This is a genomic window from Amycolatopsis ultiminotia (genome assembly GCF_039536925.1).
Lineage (GTDB): Bacteria > Actinomycetota > Actinomycetes > Mycobacteriales > Pseudonocardiaceae > Amycolatopsis > Amycolatopsis ultiminotia.
Window position 1 is genome coordinate 56125 of sequence record NZ_BAAAZN010000006.1, and the last position, 14335, is coordinate 70459.

General features: G+C 69.7%; 14 protein-coding genes. 5 read left to right on the forward strand and 9 right to left on the reverse strand.

What is annotated here, in order from left to right; all coding sequences use genetic code 11:
* Positions 1–2 precede the first annotated feature (2 nt).
* The gene (locus ABD793_RS15435; RefSeq protein ID WP_344860299.1) at positions 3–827 is read left to right on the forward strand and encodes a sugar phosphate isomerase/epimerase family protein; all 825 of its coding nucleotides are present in this window, start codon (positions 3–5) and stop codon (positions 825–827) included.
* Positions 828–924: 97 nt separating this feature from the next.
* Here ABD793_RS15435 and ABD793_RS15440 read toward each other — a convergent pair whose 3' ends face one another.
* The 4 genes from ABD793_RS15440 to ABD793_RS15455 form a co-directional block, all read right to left on the reverse strand.
* Positions 925–1584, reverse strand: coding sequence for a nitroreductase family protein (locus tag ABD793_RS15440; RefSeq protein ID WP_344860301.1), 660 nt, complete (start codon positions 1582–1584; stop codon positions 925–927).
* Between the two features lie 339 nt (positions 1585–1923).
* The gene (locus ABD793_RS15445; protein ID WP_344860303.1) at positions 1924–3561 is read right to left on the reverse strand and encodes an alpha/beta hydrolase; all 1638 of its coding nucleotides are present in this window, start codon (positions 3559–3561) and stop codon (positions 1924–1926) included.
* 277 nt (positions 3562–3838) lie between these two features.
* Positions 3839–4585, reverse strand: coding sequence for a dienelactone hydrolase family protein (locus tag ABD793_RS15450; RefSeq protein WP_344860305.1), 747 nt, complete (start codon positions 4583–4585; stop codon positions 3839–3841).
* A 453-nt stretch (positions 4586–5038) separates the two neighbouring features.
* Positions 5039–5353: an ArsR/SmtB family transcription factor gene (locus tag ABD793_RS15455; RefSeq protein WP_344860307.1), complete on the reverse strand. Its 315-nt coding sequence runs from the start codon at positions 5351–5353 to the stop codon at positions 5039–5041.
* Between the two features lie 153 nt (positions 5354–5506).
* Between ABD793_RS15455 and ABD793_RS15460 the strand changes: the two genes are divergently transcribed.
* Positions 5507–6358 carry an NmrA family NAD(P)-binding protein gene (locus tag ABD793_RS15460; protein ID WP_344860309.1) on the forward strand — a complete coding sequence of 284 codons (852 nt, stop codon included), beginning with the start codon at positions 5507–5509 and terminating at the stop codon, positions 6356–6358.
* Positions 6359–6370: 12 nt separating this feature from the next.
* On the opposite strand, the gene ABD793_RS15465 is transcribed toward ABD793_RS15460, so the two are convergent.
* A complete protein-coding gene (locus tag ABD793_RS15465) occupies positions 6371–6979 on the reverse strand; it encodes a cysteine hydrolase family protein (RefSeq protein WP_344860311.1) in 609 nt (202 codons plus the stop codon).
* A 99-nt stretch (positions 6980–7078) separates the two neighbouring features.
* On the opposite strand from ABD793_RS15465, the gene ABD793_RS15470 reads away from it, so the two are divergent.
* Positions 7079–7726, forward strand: coding sequence for a TetR/AcrR family transcriptional regulator (locus ABD793_RS15470; RefSeq protein ID WP_344860313.1), 648 nt, complete (start codon positions 7079–7081; stop codon positions 7724–7726).
* Here the strand turns inward: ABD793_RS15470 and ABD793_RS15475 are convergent.
* The 3 genes from ABD793_RS15475 to ABD793_RS15485 all read right to left on the reverse strand — a co-directional run bounded on the left by ABD793_RS15475 (position 7689) and on the right by ABD793_RS15485 (position 11027).
* On the reverse strand, positions 7689–8648 hold the full coding sequence (locus ABD793_RS15475) for a pyridoxal-phosphate dependent enzyme (RefSeq protein WP_344860315.1): 960 nt from the start codon (positions 8646–8648) through the stop codon (positions 7689–7691). The two genes, ABD793_RS15470 and ABD793_RS15475, sit on opposite strands and share 38 nt — an antisense overlap.
* The gene (locus ABD793_RS15480; RefSeq protein ID WP_344860318.1) at positions 8645–9289 is read right to left on the reverse strand and encodes a helix-turn-helix transcriptional regulator; all 645 of its coding nucleotides are present in this window, start codon (positions 9287–9289) and stop codon (positions 8645–8647) included. The genes ABD793_RS15475 and ABD793_RS15480 overlap by 4 nt, the downstream gene beginning before the upstream one ends.
* Before the next feature lie 109 nt (positions 9290–9398).
* Positions 9399–11027 carry a GMC family oxidoreductase gene (locus tag ABD793_RS15485; RefSeq protein ID WP_344860321.1) on the reverse strand — a complete coding sequence of 543 codons (1629 nt, stop codon included), beginning with the start codon at positions 11025–11027 and terminating at the stop codon, positions 9399–9401.
* Between the two features lie 289 nt (positions 11028–11316).
* Here ABD793_RS15485 and ABD793_RS15490 point away from each other — a divergent pair, with 289 nt between their 5' ends.
* Positions 11317–12318 (forward strand): substrate-binding domain-containing protein, encoded by a 1002-nt coding sequence (locus tag ABD793_RS15490; RefSeq protein ID WP_344860324.1) that lies wholly within the window; start codon positions 11317–11319, stop codon positions 12316–12318.
* 321 nt (positions 12319–12639) lie between these two features.
* On the opposite strand, the gene ABD793_RS15495 is transcribed toward ABD793_RS15490, so the two are convergent.
* The gene (locus tag ABD793_RS15495; RefSeq protein WP_344860326.1) at positions 12640–13560 is read right to left on the reverse strand and encodes an NADP-dependent oxidoreductase; all 921 of its coding nucleotides are present in this window, start codon (positions 13558–13560) and stop codon (positions 12640–12642) included.
* A 109-nt stretch (positions 13561–13669) separates the two neighbouring features.
* Here ABD793_RS15495 and ABD793_RS15500 point away from each other — a divergent pair, with 109 nt between their 5' ends.
* Positions 13670–14287, forward strand: coding sequence for a TetR/AcrR family transcriptional regulator (locus ABD793_RS15500; protein WP_344860328.1), 618 nt, complete (start codon positions 13670–13672; stop codon positions 14285–14287).
* The last annotated feature ends 48 nt before the right edge of the window (positions 14288–14335 follow it).

Consider the following 14335-nt stretch of genomic DNA (forward strand, 5'->3'; position numbering starts at 1 on the left):
CCGTGACAACCTTGAACTGCAGTGCGAGCACCCTGCGCTTTGCCGATCTGCGCACCCGCGTGTCCGCGGCAGCCGGCGCCGGGTTCGCCGGGATCGGCCTGCGCGCATCCGACTACCTCGAGGCGGGAATTCCCGACCGGGAAATTCGCGAACTGCTCGACCGGCACGGTGTGCGGGTGCTGGAAATGGAGCACAACTGGGATTGGGCCCTTGGCGAGGATCCGGTCGAAAAGACGATCTTCGGCTTCGCCGACCAGATCGGGATTCGCCACCTCAACGTGCCGATGTTCGCCGAGCACCCGCTGTCGGGTCTGGTCGATCCGTTCGGCGCGTTGTGCGACCGGGCCGCTGAACACGGCGTGCTGGTCGGCTTCGAGTTCATGCCCTACAGCCGGATCCGCACCATCGGCGAAGTCCGGGAGGTCGTCGCCGCGGCGGACCGGCCGAACGGCGGGATCACCCTCGATCTGTGGCACTGGTTCCGGTCCGGCGCCCGGCCCGGTGACCTGGCCGGGCTTCCCGCGTCCGCGATCACGACGGTGCAGCTGTGCGACGTGCTCGCCGAGCCGGAGCCCGACCTGACCGAGGAGGGCAGGCACCGGCGGCAGCTTCCCGGGCACGGCACCGGCGACCTGATGACCGCACTGAATTCCTTGCGGGACAACGGAATGACCGCACCGGTTTCGGTGGAACTGTTCTCCGACGAACTCGACGCGCAGCCACCCGCGGAAGCCGCCCGGCTCGCCTTCGACGCAGGCGTCAAGACGCTGGAGCGCGCCGGGTTCACCGCACCGGACTGGACGACGACCCGCGAGCAGGCACGCTGACCGGGTAGTCCTCCCGGTGCGCGGCCCGGTGAAGGTGCGCACCTTCACCGGGCCGCGTCGCGCACCTGCCCGCGTTCGCCGGACAACTGCGCCACGATCACCAGTTGTCCCAATGCACCACCTCGTCGACAGCGATCCTGGGGGCCGGCCGGAAATCCGTGCCGATGGTGTGCGCCACCGGGATCACCGCGCCCTGCATCACGCTGTCGTACGGAATGCCCAGCAGTTCGGCCACTTCCTCCTCGACGGCCATGTTGCCGAGCGTCATGACCGTGCCGAGTCCGTGCAACCGGGCGGCAAGCATGAAGCTCCACACGGCGGGGTAGAGCGAGGCCCACTTGCCCGCCTGCCGGTCGGCGCCGAGCCCGTCGGTGCGGCCCTGGATACAGGGAACGACGAGCGCGGGCACCTGATGCAGGTTCTCGGCGAGATACCGCAGGCCGCTCCACACCCGGTCCATCGACCCGGGCCGGACGTAGGCGCGGCGCAGCGCTTCCTCGGACATCGGACTGTCGCCCTGGCCGAGCCCCTTGCGCCACAACCGGGCGAGCGCCGCCCGGCGCTGCGGATCGGTCACGACGACGAAGCCCCAGCCCTGTTCGTGCCGTCCGGTCGGCGCCTGGGTCGCGAGTTCCACGCAGCGGCGCAGCAGTTCGGGGTCGACCGTCCGGTCCAGATCGAGCCGGTACCGGACCGCACGGGTGGTGGTCAACAGCTCTTCCGGCGTCAGGCCGAGCGTCGGAAAGTCGTGGTGCATGAAGGTTTTCTCCTCAACAACAACGGATTCACGCACCCTGCGGCGCTGGGGTGCTTCCACCACCACAGTGGAACGCGGCGACGGGGAGACGCCAGTGCTGGTTGCCGCTCAGTGGCAGCCGGGTACCGAAGACCGGCGCGCGAGGTTCGGTGACCGCGTCCCGGCGGCGCCCGAACTCGCCCGATCCGATCCGAGGCTCGACGCCGATGTGGTGTGCGGCACGGATCGGCTTCCGGACGGTCCCCCGCCACAAAGTCCTTCGGCGGAATGCGGACAACGGTCGTGGCTGCCCGACCGGGGCGGTTCCGCTGCTCGGACCTCAGGCCGGCCCGGAAGGAGTCAGCGCGACGCGGGTTGCGGGTCGAAGGGCCCGCGGTCCGCGGCGCAGACCGTGCCTGCCGGTGGCAGTTTCAGATCGGTCAGGTAGCCGTCCAGCCACTGGTCCACGCACTGGTTCCGGCCGTCGTAGGCGACGCCGTGCCCGGCGGTGTCCGCGGTGAGCAGGCGAGCCCGGCCGAGCAGGTGGCTGGTGGAGACCGCGTCTTCATACGGCGTCGCCGGGTCGCCCAGCCGGTCGCCCACGAGCAGTACCGGGTTGGCGGTCGGCCGGTTCCACGGGCCGGTGTAGCGGTCGGGGTCGGTCACCGGCCAGCTCGCGCACGGCAATGCGCGGTAGCCCCAGGCCGAGGCGAACCCGGGAGCGGACGGCTCGGCCAGCCGGGCGTAGCGGCCGACCGCCTGCGGATCGCGAGGATTGTCCGAGTCCGTGCAGGCGACGGCGTTGAACCAGGTGTTGAACGCGTTCGGCGGCTCGTCGGACTCCGCGCCGGTTTCGCCGGCACCGGAGAACCGTGGCGGCACAGCGGCCTTCGCGGGCGCCGCGGCCGCGGAATTGCGGGAGCCGAGGTACACCGTCTGCAGGAGCGGCGTCAGCGCTTCGGCGGCGTCCGGGTTGTAGAGCCCGGTCAGCATCCGGTTGACCAGTTCCTGGTAGGTGATCTGCTGCGTGCCACCGTCCGGATCCGGGTAGCTGACCGGTCCCTCGCGCAGTTTGGCCAGCACCTCGTCGTACTTGCGGTGCAGGCTCTGCTCGGTGGCACCGGGCTCGCCGAACTTGCACTCGGTGTGGGCCGCGCATTCCCGCAGCAGGGTGTTCAGCGCAGTCTGCGCGCCGAGATACGGCTCGGTCCGGTTGAGGTAGGGCGCGCTGCGGTTCTGCGACGGACGGCCGGTGGTCCACTCTTGCGGTTGCAGCACGCCGTCGAGCACCACGGCCCGCACCCGCTGCGGGTAAAGGTTGGCGTACACCTCGCCCAGATGTGTCCCGTAAGAGCTTCCCTGATAGGTCAGCCGGCGGTCGCCGACAGCGCGGCGCAGCAGATCCAGATCCCTGGCCACGTTGGCGGTGGACATGTGCCCCAGCAGCGGCCCGGCGTGCTGCGCGCAGCGCGCGGTGACTTCACCGACCTGTTTGATCGCCGCGGCATCTTCGGCTGCGGTGACGGGGAATTCCGGGCTCAGTTTCGCGTCGTCGGCCGGATCGCCGGAACAGGTGACCGGGGTGGAGGCGCTGGTGCCGCGCGGGTCGAACCCGACGATGTCGAAGCGGGAGCCGATCGCCGGCGAAAGCCGCGGCGGGATCCGGCCGCCACCGCCGGGACCGCCGGGATTGGTGAACACGGTGCCGATCCTGTGCTGCGGATCGGTGGCGGGCCGTTTGTTCAGGGCCAAGGAGATCTGCGGACCGGTCGGGTCCCGATAGGACAGCGGCACGCCGGCCGTGGCGCACTCGGAGCCCGGCGGGCCGGTGTCCTCCCGGCAAGGACCCCAGTCGAGCACGGGAGTGGCCGCGCGATCGGAATCCGGGCCGGCCAGTGGCGTCGCGAAGCCCGCTCCGGTGGCCGGCCCTGCCGAGACCACCGCGGTGACGATACCCAGCGTCAGACCGCGCCGGAGGGCGGTGTGCGGTGCTCTCATCCGGGAGTCTCTCCTCGTCGTGTGATGTCGTGGCGGCCTGGCCGGAGCCGGGATCCGCGAGCACCCTAGGACGGGAATTCAGCACTCCGGAACGACCGGGCAGCCGGGAAAGAGTGGCCGTTCGGCCGATGTCCACCGCACGCGAAAGCAGAGCGCGGTGCAGCCGCGACGCTGCTGACGAAACCGGCCATCGATGACCGGTCCGCCTCGCCGTGCACCTCCGATCGCGCTGTTTCCATTGTCCCCAAAGCATTCTTGGGCGGCGGTGCCTGGCTGGTCAGCGAGTTTCCGTTCTGGCGTCCAGGGTGCGGCCGAGGAGGGAAAGCAGGCGGTCCCAGTGGCGCTGCAGTGCAGACGGGTTGAAGGCGTCGGTGTCGGACATGGTGAAGCCGTGGATGGTGCCGGGGTAGATCTCGGAGGTGTAGTCGACGCCAGCGGCGTCCAGCGCTTGGTTCAGCTCGCGGAGGGACTCGGGCGTCAGGTCGGTTTCGGCGTGGCCGAGGTAGACCTCCGCGGTCAGGTGGCGCAGGCTGTCGGGCCCGTCGGCGCCGACGGGAGCGTGGAATCCGGCGACGGCGGCCACCTGGGCGGGATACGCGGCAGCGGTGCGCATCGCCAGGAGACCACCGATGCAGTAGCCGGTCACCCCGACCGGTCCGGCACCGACCTCGGGCCGGGTGGCGAGGAACCCGAGATAGGCTTCGGCGTCACTCCGGACCCGTTCGACGGTATGCGCCTCGATCAAGGGCATCAGCTGCGCGAAGACCGCAGGCCGCGATTCTTCGCCGAGGTATTCGGGAAGTTCGATCACCGGCGCCGGACCGTGTCGGTAGAACACGTTGGGCACGAGCACGTAGTACCCGTGCCCGGCCAGCTCGCGGGCCATCTCCCGCAGGGCCGGCCGGATACCGAAACCGTCCGGGTACATCAGCACCCCGGGATACCGCCGGGCGTGCCCGGGAAAGGCGGCGAAAGCGTCCGCCCGGCCGTCCGCGGTGGGAATCTGCAGCGTCATAGTGGGCATGAATTCTCCTGTCGTGGTTGAGGTATCTCGTGATCAACCCGACGGAGGCGGTGCCCGCGCACCAGCGCAGGATCTTCGAATGAAAAGCAGGCCCGCACCGGCCCGCACGGCGCTCAGAAGGCCACCGGGTCGCCAATCCGTGTGTGGCGCAATGCCGTCCCGGTAATCATGCCGCCGAGCATAGCGCGGCGAACAACCCGGCAGCAATGCTCGGACGTCCTCCGGCACTCCCGTCCCGGCTACGGCTGCTCACCGGGTCAGGTGCTCGTCGAACTCCGGAGTCCGCTCCGGTGGCACTGGTACCACCGGCAGCCGTCCCGCTGGACGATCGTGTCGTGAATCCACGGTCCGAGGCGCGCAGATGATCAGCTTCTCGGAGCCAGGACTTGGGATGAACCAGCTTTCGAGCCATGGCCGACGGTCAGTATCTCCGCCGGGCACGCGCATCGTCCGCTACGTCCCGAGAACTGCGGTCAGCAGGCCGGGAAAACGTGCATCCATGTCGTCGCGGCGGACTTTCACGATTCGCTTTCGTCCTTCTGCGACAGTCCGGATCAGGCCGGCTTCCCGCAGGACGCGGTAGTGGTGGGAGATCGTCGGGTTGCTCAGGCCGAGGTCGGCCTTCTCGACGACGACCGCGCAGTCGACCGGATCCGTGCTGCGGTACAGCTCGGTCATCAACGCGCGCCTGCCCGGTTCGGCGAGCGCGCTGAGGATGACCGTGAGATCGAAGGAGTCGGCCGAGGGCTCCGGCAGTACGCGCGGCATCCGCCGCCTCCCTTCAATCGTTTGACGGACATCGAATCGTAGCTTACCGTTGCATCCTGTGATGATTCGACAAGCATCGAACAGTAGGGCACGGTCACGGCAACCCCGGGCGAAGGGGACGCCGCGGGCGAACACGTCCGTGGAGATGCCCCGGTGACCGGCGTACTCGTGACCGGCGGCACCGGGAAGACCGGTCGTGAGCTGGTACGGCTGCTGCGCGGAAGCGGCGTGCCGGTGCGGGTGGCCAGCCGCAACCCGGCCGCCGGCGACCCGGACGCGATCCGGTTCGACTGGGATGACCCGGCCACCCATCCGGCCGCACTGGCGGGACCGGACCGGGTTTTCCTGGTACCGCCGGTGCAGAGCGTGGACCCGGTGCCGACGGTCGGTCCGTTCCTGGCCGAGGCGCAGCGTCTCGGCGTGCGCAAGGTGGTGCTCCTCGACTCCGCCATCCCGCTCGCTCCCCGCGCACCGGAACTGGCCGCCCAGGTCCGGGCCCAGCCCGGCTGGTCCGTGCTGCGCGCGTCCGGATTCATGCAGAACTTCCTGAGCCCGCACCCGCTGGGCGAGCGGATCCGGCGGGACGGCGAGATCCGCACCGCCGCCGGTGACGGCAGGCTGGGATGGATCGACGCGCGGGACATCGCGGCAACCGCCGCGGCGCTGCTGCTTGATCCTGACGACACCCCCGGCCACGCGGGTGACCACCTCCTCACCGGTCCGGAGGCGCTCAGCTACCCGGAGGCGGCCGCGATCATCACCGCCGTCGCCGGACGGCCGGTGCGCGTGGTCCACGCCAGTGCGGACGAGCAGGCGACCGAGCTGCGGGCCGCGGGCATGCCCGCGGACTTCGCGGCAATCCTCGCCGCCGCCGATGCCGGCGTCCGAACCGGCCGGGAAGACGAGATCAGCACTGCAGTACTCGAGCTGACCGGCCGCCCTCCCCGCAGCTTCGCCGAGTTCGTCCAGGAGCACGCGGCCCGATGGGAGGCACCGGCCGCTTGAGCACCGGGAGTCTCACCCCAGTTCGGTGACGAGCTCGGCGCCGGTCAGGATGCGGTGGGCGTAGCGGGGCCAGTTCTGCTCGATCGTCGCCTGCTGCATCTCCATGGTGAAGGTGGCGACGGCGTCGGAGACGAACGTGACGTGGTAGCCCCTCTCGACGGCATCGCGACCGGTGGAGTCCACGCAGGTGTTGGTGGTCAGTCCACAAAGGATCAGGTGGTCGAGGTCGCGCTGGCGCAACTGGGTGTCCAGGTCGGTGCCGTGGAACGCGTTGAACGTCTTGTGCGGGGTGGCGACCACCTCGCCCTCGGCGGGCACGAAATCGGGGTGGAACTCGGCTCCCCAGGTCCCGGCCCGGAAAAGCTGCGCTGCGAACATCCCGTCGTGGCTGGGAGTCCGGTGCTTCCACGGCCCGTAGTCCCACGGCTGGGTCTCCATCGGGGCGTGCAGCACCTGGATCCCGGCGGCGCGGGCCGCATCCAGCACGCGCTTCATGGTGGCCACGGTGCCGACCTCGGCCAGCACGTCCCGCACCCCCGGCCACGCTTTGCCGCCCTCGGAAATGAAGTCATTGGTGGCGTCGACGACAACCAGCGCGGTCCTGTCCGACGGGTAGGCCATGATCAACCACTCCTCCACAACTAGCTCGTACGGTCATACTAGCATTGCCTGGGTCGGCGATGCGTACTATTTCGACCGACGAGCACGAGGAGGGCCACCATGGGTCAGCGGACCGACACGCGCGACCGCATCATCCGGGCGTCGCTGAAGACCATGCGGGAGAAGGGTTACAGCGCCACCGCGATCAGCGACATCGTCGAGGGCTCCGGCGCGCCCCGCGGTTCGGTCACCTTCCACTTCAAGGGCGGCAAGGACGAGATCGCCGCGGAGGTCATCACCCTGCGCACGGCACAGGTGCTCGAAGCAGTCGAACAGGCCGTGGCCGAGAGCACCTCCGCGGCGCAGCTGCTGGAAACGAGCATCGACCGGATCGGCGCCGAGTTCGCCGAGTCCGGCTTCCTGACCGGCTGCCCGGTCGTGCCGATCGCCATCGAGCGCGCCGCGCAGTCACCGCCGCTGCGGCAGACCGGCGCCGGATTCTTCCGCGCCTGGCGCGAAAGCCTCGCGCGCGGCCTCACCACCCACGGCCTGCCCGCCGAGCGCGCCGACCGGATCGCCACGCTGGCGATCACCGCCGCGGAAGGCGCGCTCGCGATCAGCCGGGTCGAACGGAACCTGGACGCGTTCACCGCCGTCCGCGACGAGTTGCGGGCGCTGGTCGCCGGAGACGGCACGGCCGCTCAGCCCGAACCACCGGCGGCCGGTGGCACTACGAGGCGATCAGTTCCGCGAAACGCTCCGGACTGACGTTCCCGCCGCTGATGATCACCCCGACCCGTCCGGACACCGGCGCCTGCCCGCCGAGCACCGCGGCCAGACCGGTCGCCCCGCTGGGTTCGAGGACGAGTTTGAGGCGCTCGAAGGCGAACCGCATCGCGTCACGGACCGCGTCGTCGGTGACCAATGCGATGTCGTCGACCAGGTTCCGGTTGATCGAGAAGGTCAGCTCGCCCGGGGTCGAGGCGGCCTGACCGTCGGCAATGGTCCGCGGCACGGGAATCGAAACGCGCTCGCCCGCCTCGAGCGAACGTTTGGTGTCATCGCCCTCCGCCGGTTCGACGCCGACGACGCGGACACCGGGTTGCACAGCCTTCGCCGCGGTGGAACTGCCCGCGATGAGACCACCACCACCGACCGGAACGACCAGAGTGTCCACCGGGCCGGAATCTTCGAGCAGTTCCAGCGCCGCGGTGCCCTGTCCGGCGATCACGTGCGGGTGCTCGTACGGCGGGATCAGCGCCAGTCCCCGTTCGGCCGCCAGCGCCTCGCCGAGCGCGACCCGGTCGCCGGTGTAGCGATCGTAGGTGACGACCTCGGCGCCGTACCCCCGCGTGGCATCCACTTTGGACTTCGGGGTGTCTTCGGGGACCAGGATCACCGCACTGCTCCCGAGTTCCCGCGCGGCGAGCGCAACGGCCTGGGCGTGGTTGCCCGAGGAGTACGCGGCGATGCCCCTGGCCAGCTGCTCCGGAGAAAGCCGGGAGGCCGCGTTGTAGGCACCACGGAACTTGAAGGCCCCGATGCGCTGGAGGTTCTCGCATTTCAGCAGGACTTCGGCACCGACGAGGTCGTCGAGGGTACGGGAACGCACGACCGGCGTCCGGTGCGCGACACCGGCCAGGCGGGCGGCAGCGTCGCGGACGTCATCGAGGGTCACAGGCGGGGTCACGGTGCTCCTTGCTCACGGATTTCGGCGAGGTAGTGATAGGCGGAGGCGCGGGAAATGCCGATCCGCGCGGCGACCTGGGGCACCGCCCGCCGTACGGCGAAGACCCCGCGCCGGTGCAGGCTGCGGAACAGGTCGAGGCGTTCGCCGCGGCTGAGCGCGGTCCAGGGCTTGGCGAGCCGCAGCTGGTGTTCGTCGACGATCGCGTCCACCACCGCGTCGACGTCGTCGCCGAACGTCGTGGTCGGTGCTTGCGCGGTCGTCCCGACGTCGGCGAGTTCGCCGACCAGCGTCTGCAGCTGCCCCAGTGCCGTCACGTCGAGGTTCACGCACAGCGCGCCGAACACCGAACCGCCGCCGTCCCGCAGCAGCATCGTCGAGGATTTCACGAGTTTCCCGGAAGCTGTGCGGGTCACGTAGTTCAGCCGGTCCTCGGCGTCGTCACCCTGCGCCAGCAGGCCCATGCCGATTTCGCTCATCGACCCGCCGACACTGCGCTCGGTGACCGCTCCGGCGATCGCCACCACCGAGGCCTCCGGACGGCGGAAGTCGTGCACGACGACTTCGCAGAACGAGCCCAGGGTCGCCGCGATGCCGTCGGCCACCGGGGCAAGCGCGGCAAGGATCGCGTCCGGCTCAGACATCGGCGAAGAGCGCGGCGCGGCACGGGTGCTCGGTGGTCACCAGACAGACTGTACAAGCTGTAGACGAAACGTCCAAGTGATGTGTGTCCCGAGCACCGGTGACGTCGGCTCAGCTGCCGGACAGGACCAGCTGCGCGCCCCGCTCCCCGATCATGATGGCGGGTGCGTTGGTGTTGCCGCCGGTGATCGACGGCATGATCGAGGCGTCGCAGACGCGCAGCCCCTCGATCCCGCGGACCTTGAGGTCGGGGCCGACGACCGCCAGCTCGTCGACGCCCATCCGGCAGGTGCCGACACCGTGGTAGACCGAGGTCGCGCGGTTGAGGATCGCGTCCCGCAGCTCCTGTCCGCGCAGCGTGGTGCCCGGATGCAGCTCCTCCTTGATCGACCCCTTGAACGCCTTCGACGCGAAGATCTCGCGCGCCATCTCCGAACCCTCGGCGAGCACCTCGAGATCGGCCGGATCGGCGAGGTACTGGAAGTCGATCAACGGTGCCGCCGCGGGATCGGCCGAACGCAGCCGCAACGTGCCCCGGCTCTTCGGGTAGATCATCGTGCTCAGCACGGTGAGCGCGGGGCGCTTGTCGACCGCGTGCCGGATCGGCGCGTCCTGGTTCGGCGAGACGTAGGCCCACGGCAGCAGGTGCAGCTGCAGGTCGGGTACCGCCTCGGCCTGCGAGGTCCGGAGGAACGCGACCGCTTCGAAGACCGAGTTCGCGAGGAAGGTCGAACCGGGCCGCAGCAGTTCCCTTGCCATACCACGCGCGAAATACGGGGCGGTGCCCTTGTTCCGGCACGAGGACACGCGGAAGGTCAGCGCGTGGAACATGTGGTCGTGCAGGTTGTCGCCGACCGGCAGGTCCGCGAGCACGTCGATGCCGTGCTCCTTCAGGTGCTCGGCGTGCCCGATCCCGGAGAGCATGAGCAGCTGCGCGGACCCGATGAACCCGGCGGAGAGGATGACCTCCTTGCCCGCCCGGACGGTGCGCCGGCTGCCGTCGGCGTCGACGACCCGGACGCCGGCCGCGCGGCCGTTCTCGAAGACCACTTTCTCGGCCAGCACCCGGGATTGCAGCTCGAGCGTCCGGGGCGCGAGATGGTGCAGATAACCGCGGGAAGCGCTGTACCGCAGGCCTTCGGCGGCGTTCTGCTGCATCCGGCTGACGCCCTCCTGGGATTCGGCGTTGTAGTCGCCGAGGATCTCGCAGCCGAGCGCGTCGGAGGTGGCGTCGAGGAACTGCAGGGTGCCTTCCTGCGGCATCTTGTTGCGGGTGATCCGGATCGGCCCGCCCGCGCCGCGGAATGCGCTTTCGCCGTCCTCGAAGTCTTCCATCCGCTTGTACGCGGCGTTGACGCTTTCCGCGTCCCAGCCGGTATTGCCCTGCGCGGCCCAGGAATCGTAGTTGGCGCGGTTGCCGCGGACGTAGACCATACCGTTGACGGAACTGGACCCGCCGACGACCTTGCCCCGCGGCACCGGCATCCGCCGACCGAGAACATGTTTCTGTTCGACGGAGTAGTAGCCCCAGTCGACGATCTGCTTGACCTGCGGCACCGCATGCATCGGAGCGACCAGGCCCGGCTTCTTCACCAGCAGCTGCTCGTCGCTCTTCCCGGCTTCGAGCACGATTACGCTGGCACCGGCCTCCGCAAGACGCCCGGCGACCGCCGCTCCCGAACTGCCCGACCCGACGACCACGTAGTCGGCCTCAACCCCACGCGCCGCCCTTTTCGCCATGTCCGCTCCTCGCCGGGTCGCCACCAAATACTATAACCTGTTCTAGTTCTGCCCACGGTATAGCGACCGCGCCCGGTCCGCAATGGTGCGGCCGGACCACCGCGGGCAGCTGCGGACAACCCGGCAGATCCGCCACCCGATACCGAGCCGGTATCGAGCCAACCGCATCGGTGTTGGCCTCGGGCCGGTGCCCGGCGCGATGATCGGAAGGGTCACCGGCTGCGCATCGGCACCGCGTCCACACCGGCAGCGGCAGCGGCACCGGCACCGGCATCGAGGGGAGCGGCACGTGCACGAGTTGGACCTGCGGATCGGGAGTTTCCGGTACGACAACACCGAGGCCCTGTTCACCGGGGCGGTGACGGTGGACGGCGTCGGCAGCACGACGATGTCCACCGCGGCAACCCTGCCCGAGGTCTTCGCACGCCTGGTACGCGGCGAGGACGTGGACGTGTCCGAATTCGGGCTGACGTTCTTCCTGCGCGCGCTCGACCAGGGTGCGCCGTTCGTGGCCATCCCGGTCTTTCCGGTCCGGCTGTTCCGGCATTCGGCCGTGTACGTCAACGCCGGCAGCGGGATCACCGGGCCTGCCGATCTCGTGGACCGCACGATCGGCGAGTTCGGCGTCTACGGCCAGGATCCCGGTGTCTGGATCAAGGGCATCCTTGCCGACGAATACGGTTTCCGGCCCGAACGCAACCGGTGGGTGATCGGCGGGCTGGACCACCCCGCGCCGCCGTTCGAGTTCACCAGCCACCCGCACCCCGCCGGCCTGGACATCACCACCGCGCCGGAGGGCGCGCCGTTGTCGGACATGCTCGACAACGGCGAGATCGACGCGCTGTTCACCGCCAACGTCCCCCAGCCGTTCCTGGACGGCTCGCCGAACATCACCCGGCTGTTCCCGGATTACGAACCACTCGAACGCGACTACTACCGCCGGACCGGGAACTTCCCGATCATGCACACCGTCGTGGCGCGCCGGGAACTGCTGGCGGCCAACCCCGGGCTGGCGCGGGCAATTTACACCGCGTTCCACGACGCCAAGGAAGCCGGCGCCGAACGCTACCGGAAATTCCGCCGCCTCTACGAAGCACCGGTCATGCTGCCGTGGGTCAACGCACTGGTCGAAGAAAACGACCGGCTCTTCGGCGAGGACTGGTGGCCCTACGGCGTCTCGGCGAACCGGACAGAGCTGGACACCTTCCTGCGCTACCACCACGAACAGGGCCTGTCGGCCCGCCGCCGGACGGTCGAGGAAATCATCGCCCCCGAGCTGCTCGACACCTGAGCGCCGGATTCGGCTCGCCGCCCGGAACTCCGCACCCGAAGGACCCGGCCTTGCGCGGCCACAGTCGCGGCACGCCCCGAACTGTTCGAGGCAACCCGGGCCCGTTAGCCCAATTCGACACGCGGGAAACGTGGAGACGCTCTGGACGCAGCTGTGCTTCCCGGAGCACAGCCGGGTGTGGCGCACCGTCCTCGGGCAACCACACCTCGGCCACGCCCCGCGTGCCGTCACGCAGGCCGGACGGCACGATGACTTCGGGGAGCACTGGGTTTCACCAAAGAGCCGTTCGGTCCACAAAGGATTCACGGCGGCGAAACGAGGTTACAGGGTCACGACGACCTTGCCCCGGACGTGGCGGCCCGCCTGGAGTTCGACGGCCTCGCGAATCTGCTCGACCGGGTATTGCGCCGCGATCGGCACGACAAGCCGGCCCTCGGCCACCAGCGACGCGATGTGGTCCAGCGTGCCGGGCTCGGCGTCGGTCCCGCCGGTCGCCTGCACGTGCAGGTCCGGATCCTGCGCGGCAATGGTCGAAATCCGCTCCGCCGGGACATCGAGGGCCAGCGCGGCATACGCGGTTTCGGTGCCGTACAGGTCGGTCGCCGCGTCGATGCCGTCCGGGGCCGCGGCGCGGACCCGGTCCACCAGACCCTCGCCGTACCGGATCGGTTCGGCTCCGAGACCGCGCAGGAACTCGAACGACCCCTCCGAGGAGGTGGCCAGCACGCGCGCACCGGCAAGGCGGGCGAGCTGGACCGCGAAGACGCCGACACCGCCCGCCGCTCCGCCGATCAGCACCGTGTCCCCGTCGCCGACCCGCGCTGCAGCGAGCGCCGCTGCAGCCGTCGCCGCGGCGACAGGCAGGGTCGAAGCGGTGACGTCGTCCACGGCGTCCGGGGTGTGCAGCAACTGGTCGGCGGAGAGCGTGACCACCACGTGGTCGGCGACCGCGCGGGACAGCGCACCGCCGAAAACGCGGTCACCCACCGCGAATCCCTCGGCCCCCTCCCCGACCTCGTCGACGACACCGGCGAAGTCGAACCCGAAGCCGGTCGGCAGCGAAATTCCGAACCGAGCGGCGATCTCCTCGTTCGAGATGATGACCCAGTCCATCGGGTTGAGGCCCGCCGCCCTCACCCTGACCCGTACCTGCCCGGGGCCGGCGTGCGGCTCGTCGGCCACGTCCTCGAGGCGCAGAACCTCGGGACCGCCCAGCGTTTCCACCCTGACTGCCCTGCTCATGTGATGTCCCTTCGGAAGTCGACCCGCCGGTGTGCACCACGAGCGACGGGAGCTTGTCCCATCACCGTAGCACGTGACGGGACTTTGCCCCGTGACCTATGCTGTCGCCGTGGCGCGATGGGAACCCAATGCGGGACAGCGGCTGGCGTCGGCGGCGCTGACGCTGTTCGCCGAGCGTGGCTACGACGCGACAACGGTCAACGACATCTCCGAGCGTGCCGGGCTGACGAAGAGCACTTTTTTCCGGCACTGCAACGACAAACGCGAAGTCCTGTTCCTCGGCCAGGACGGCATGACCGCCCGGCTGGCGGAAGCCGTCCACGCGAGCACGCCGGAGACACCACCTGCCGACGTGCTCGCGGCCGTGCTCGACGCGATCGGCACCTTCTTCCCGGAGGAGATCCGCGCCGCCGCGACCATGCGCGCGACAGTCGTCGCCGCACATGCCGAGTTGCGTGAACGTGAGCTGCTCAAGGGCGCGGAACTCTCCAGCGCCATCGAAAACGCGGTGCGGAAGCAGGGCCGGGGCGAGACCGCTGCCCGGTTCCTGTCCGCCCTCGGTCTCCTCGCCCTCGACATCACCTACCACCGCTGGATCGCCGACCCCGACGAACGAAGCTACCGCGACCACGCAGCCGAAACCCTGGACGAGCTCGTCGCACAGGCAAGCGAGCTACCCGGTCCGGCGGACACCACCCGCACGACGAGCGGCCGCTCCCCCGGCTGAGATCCGGTGACCGATCGCCCGGCGATCGCTCGCGAATCGCACCGCTGC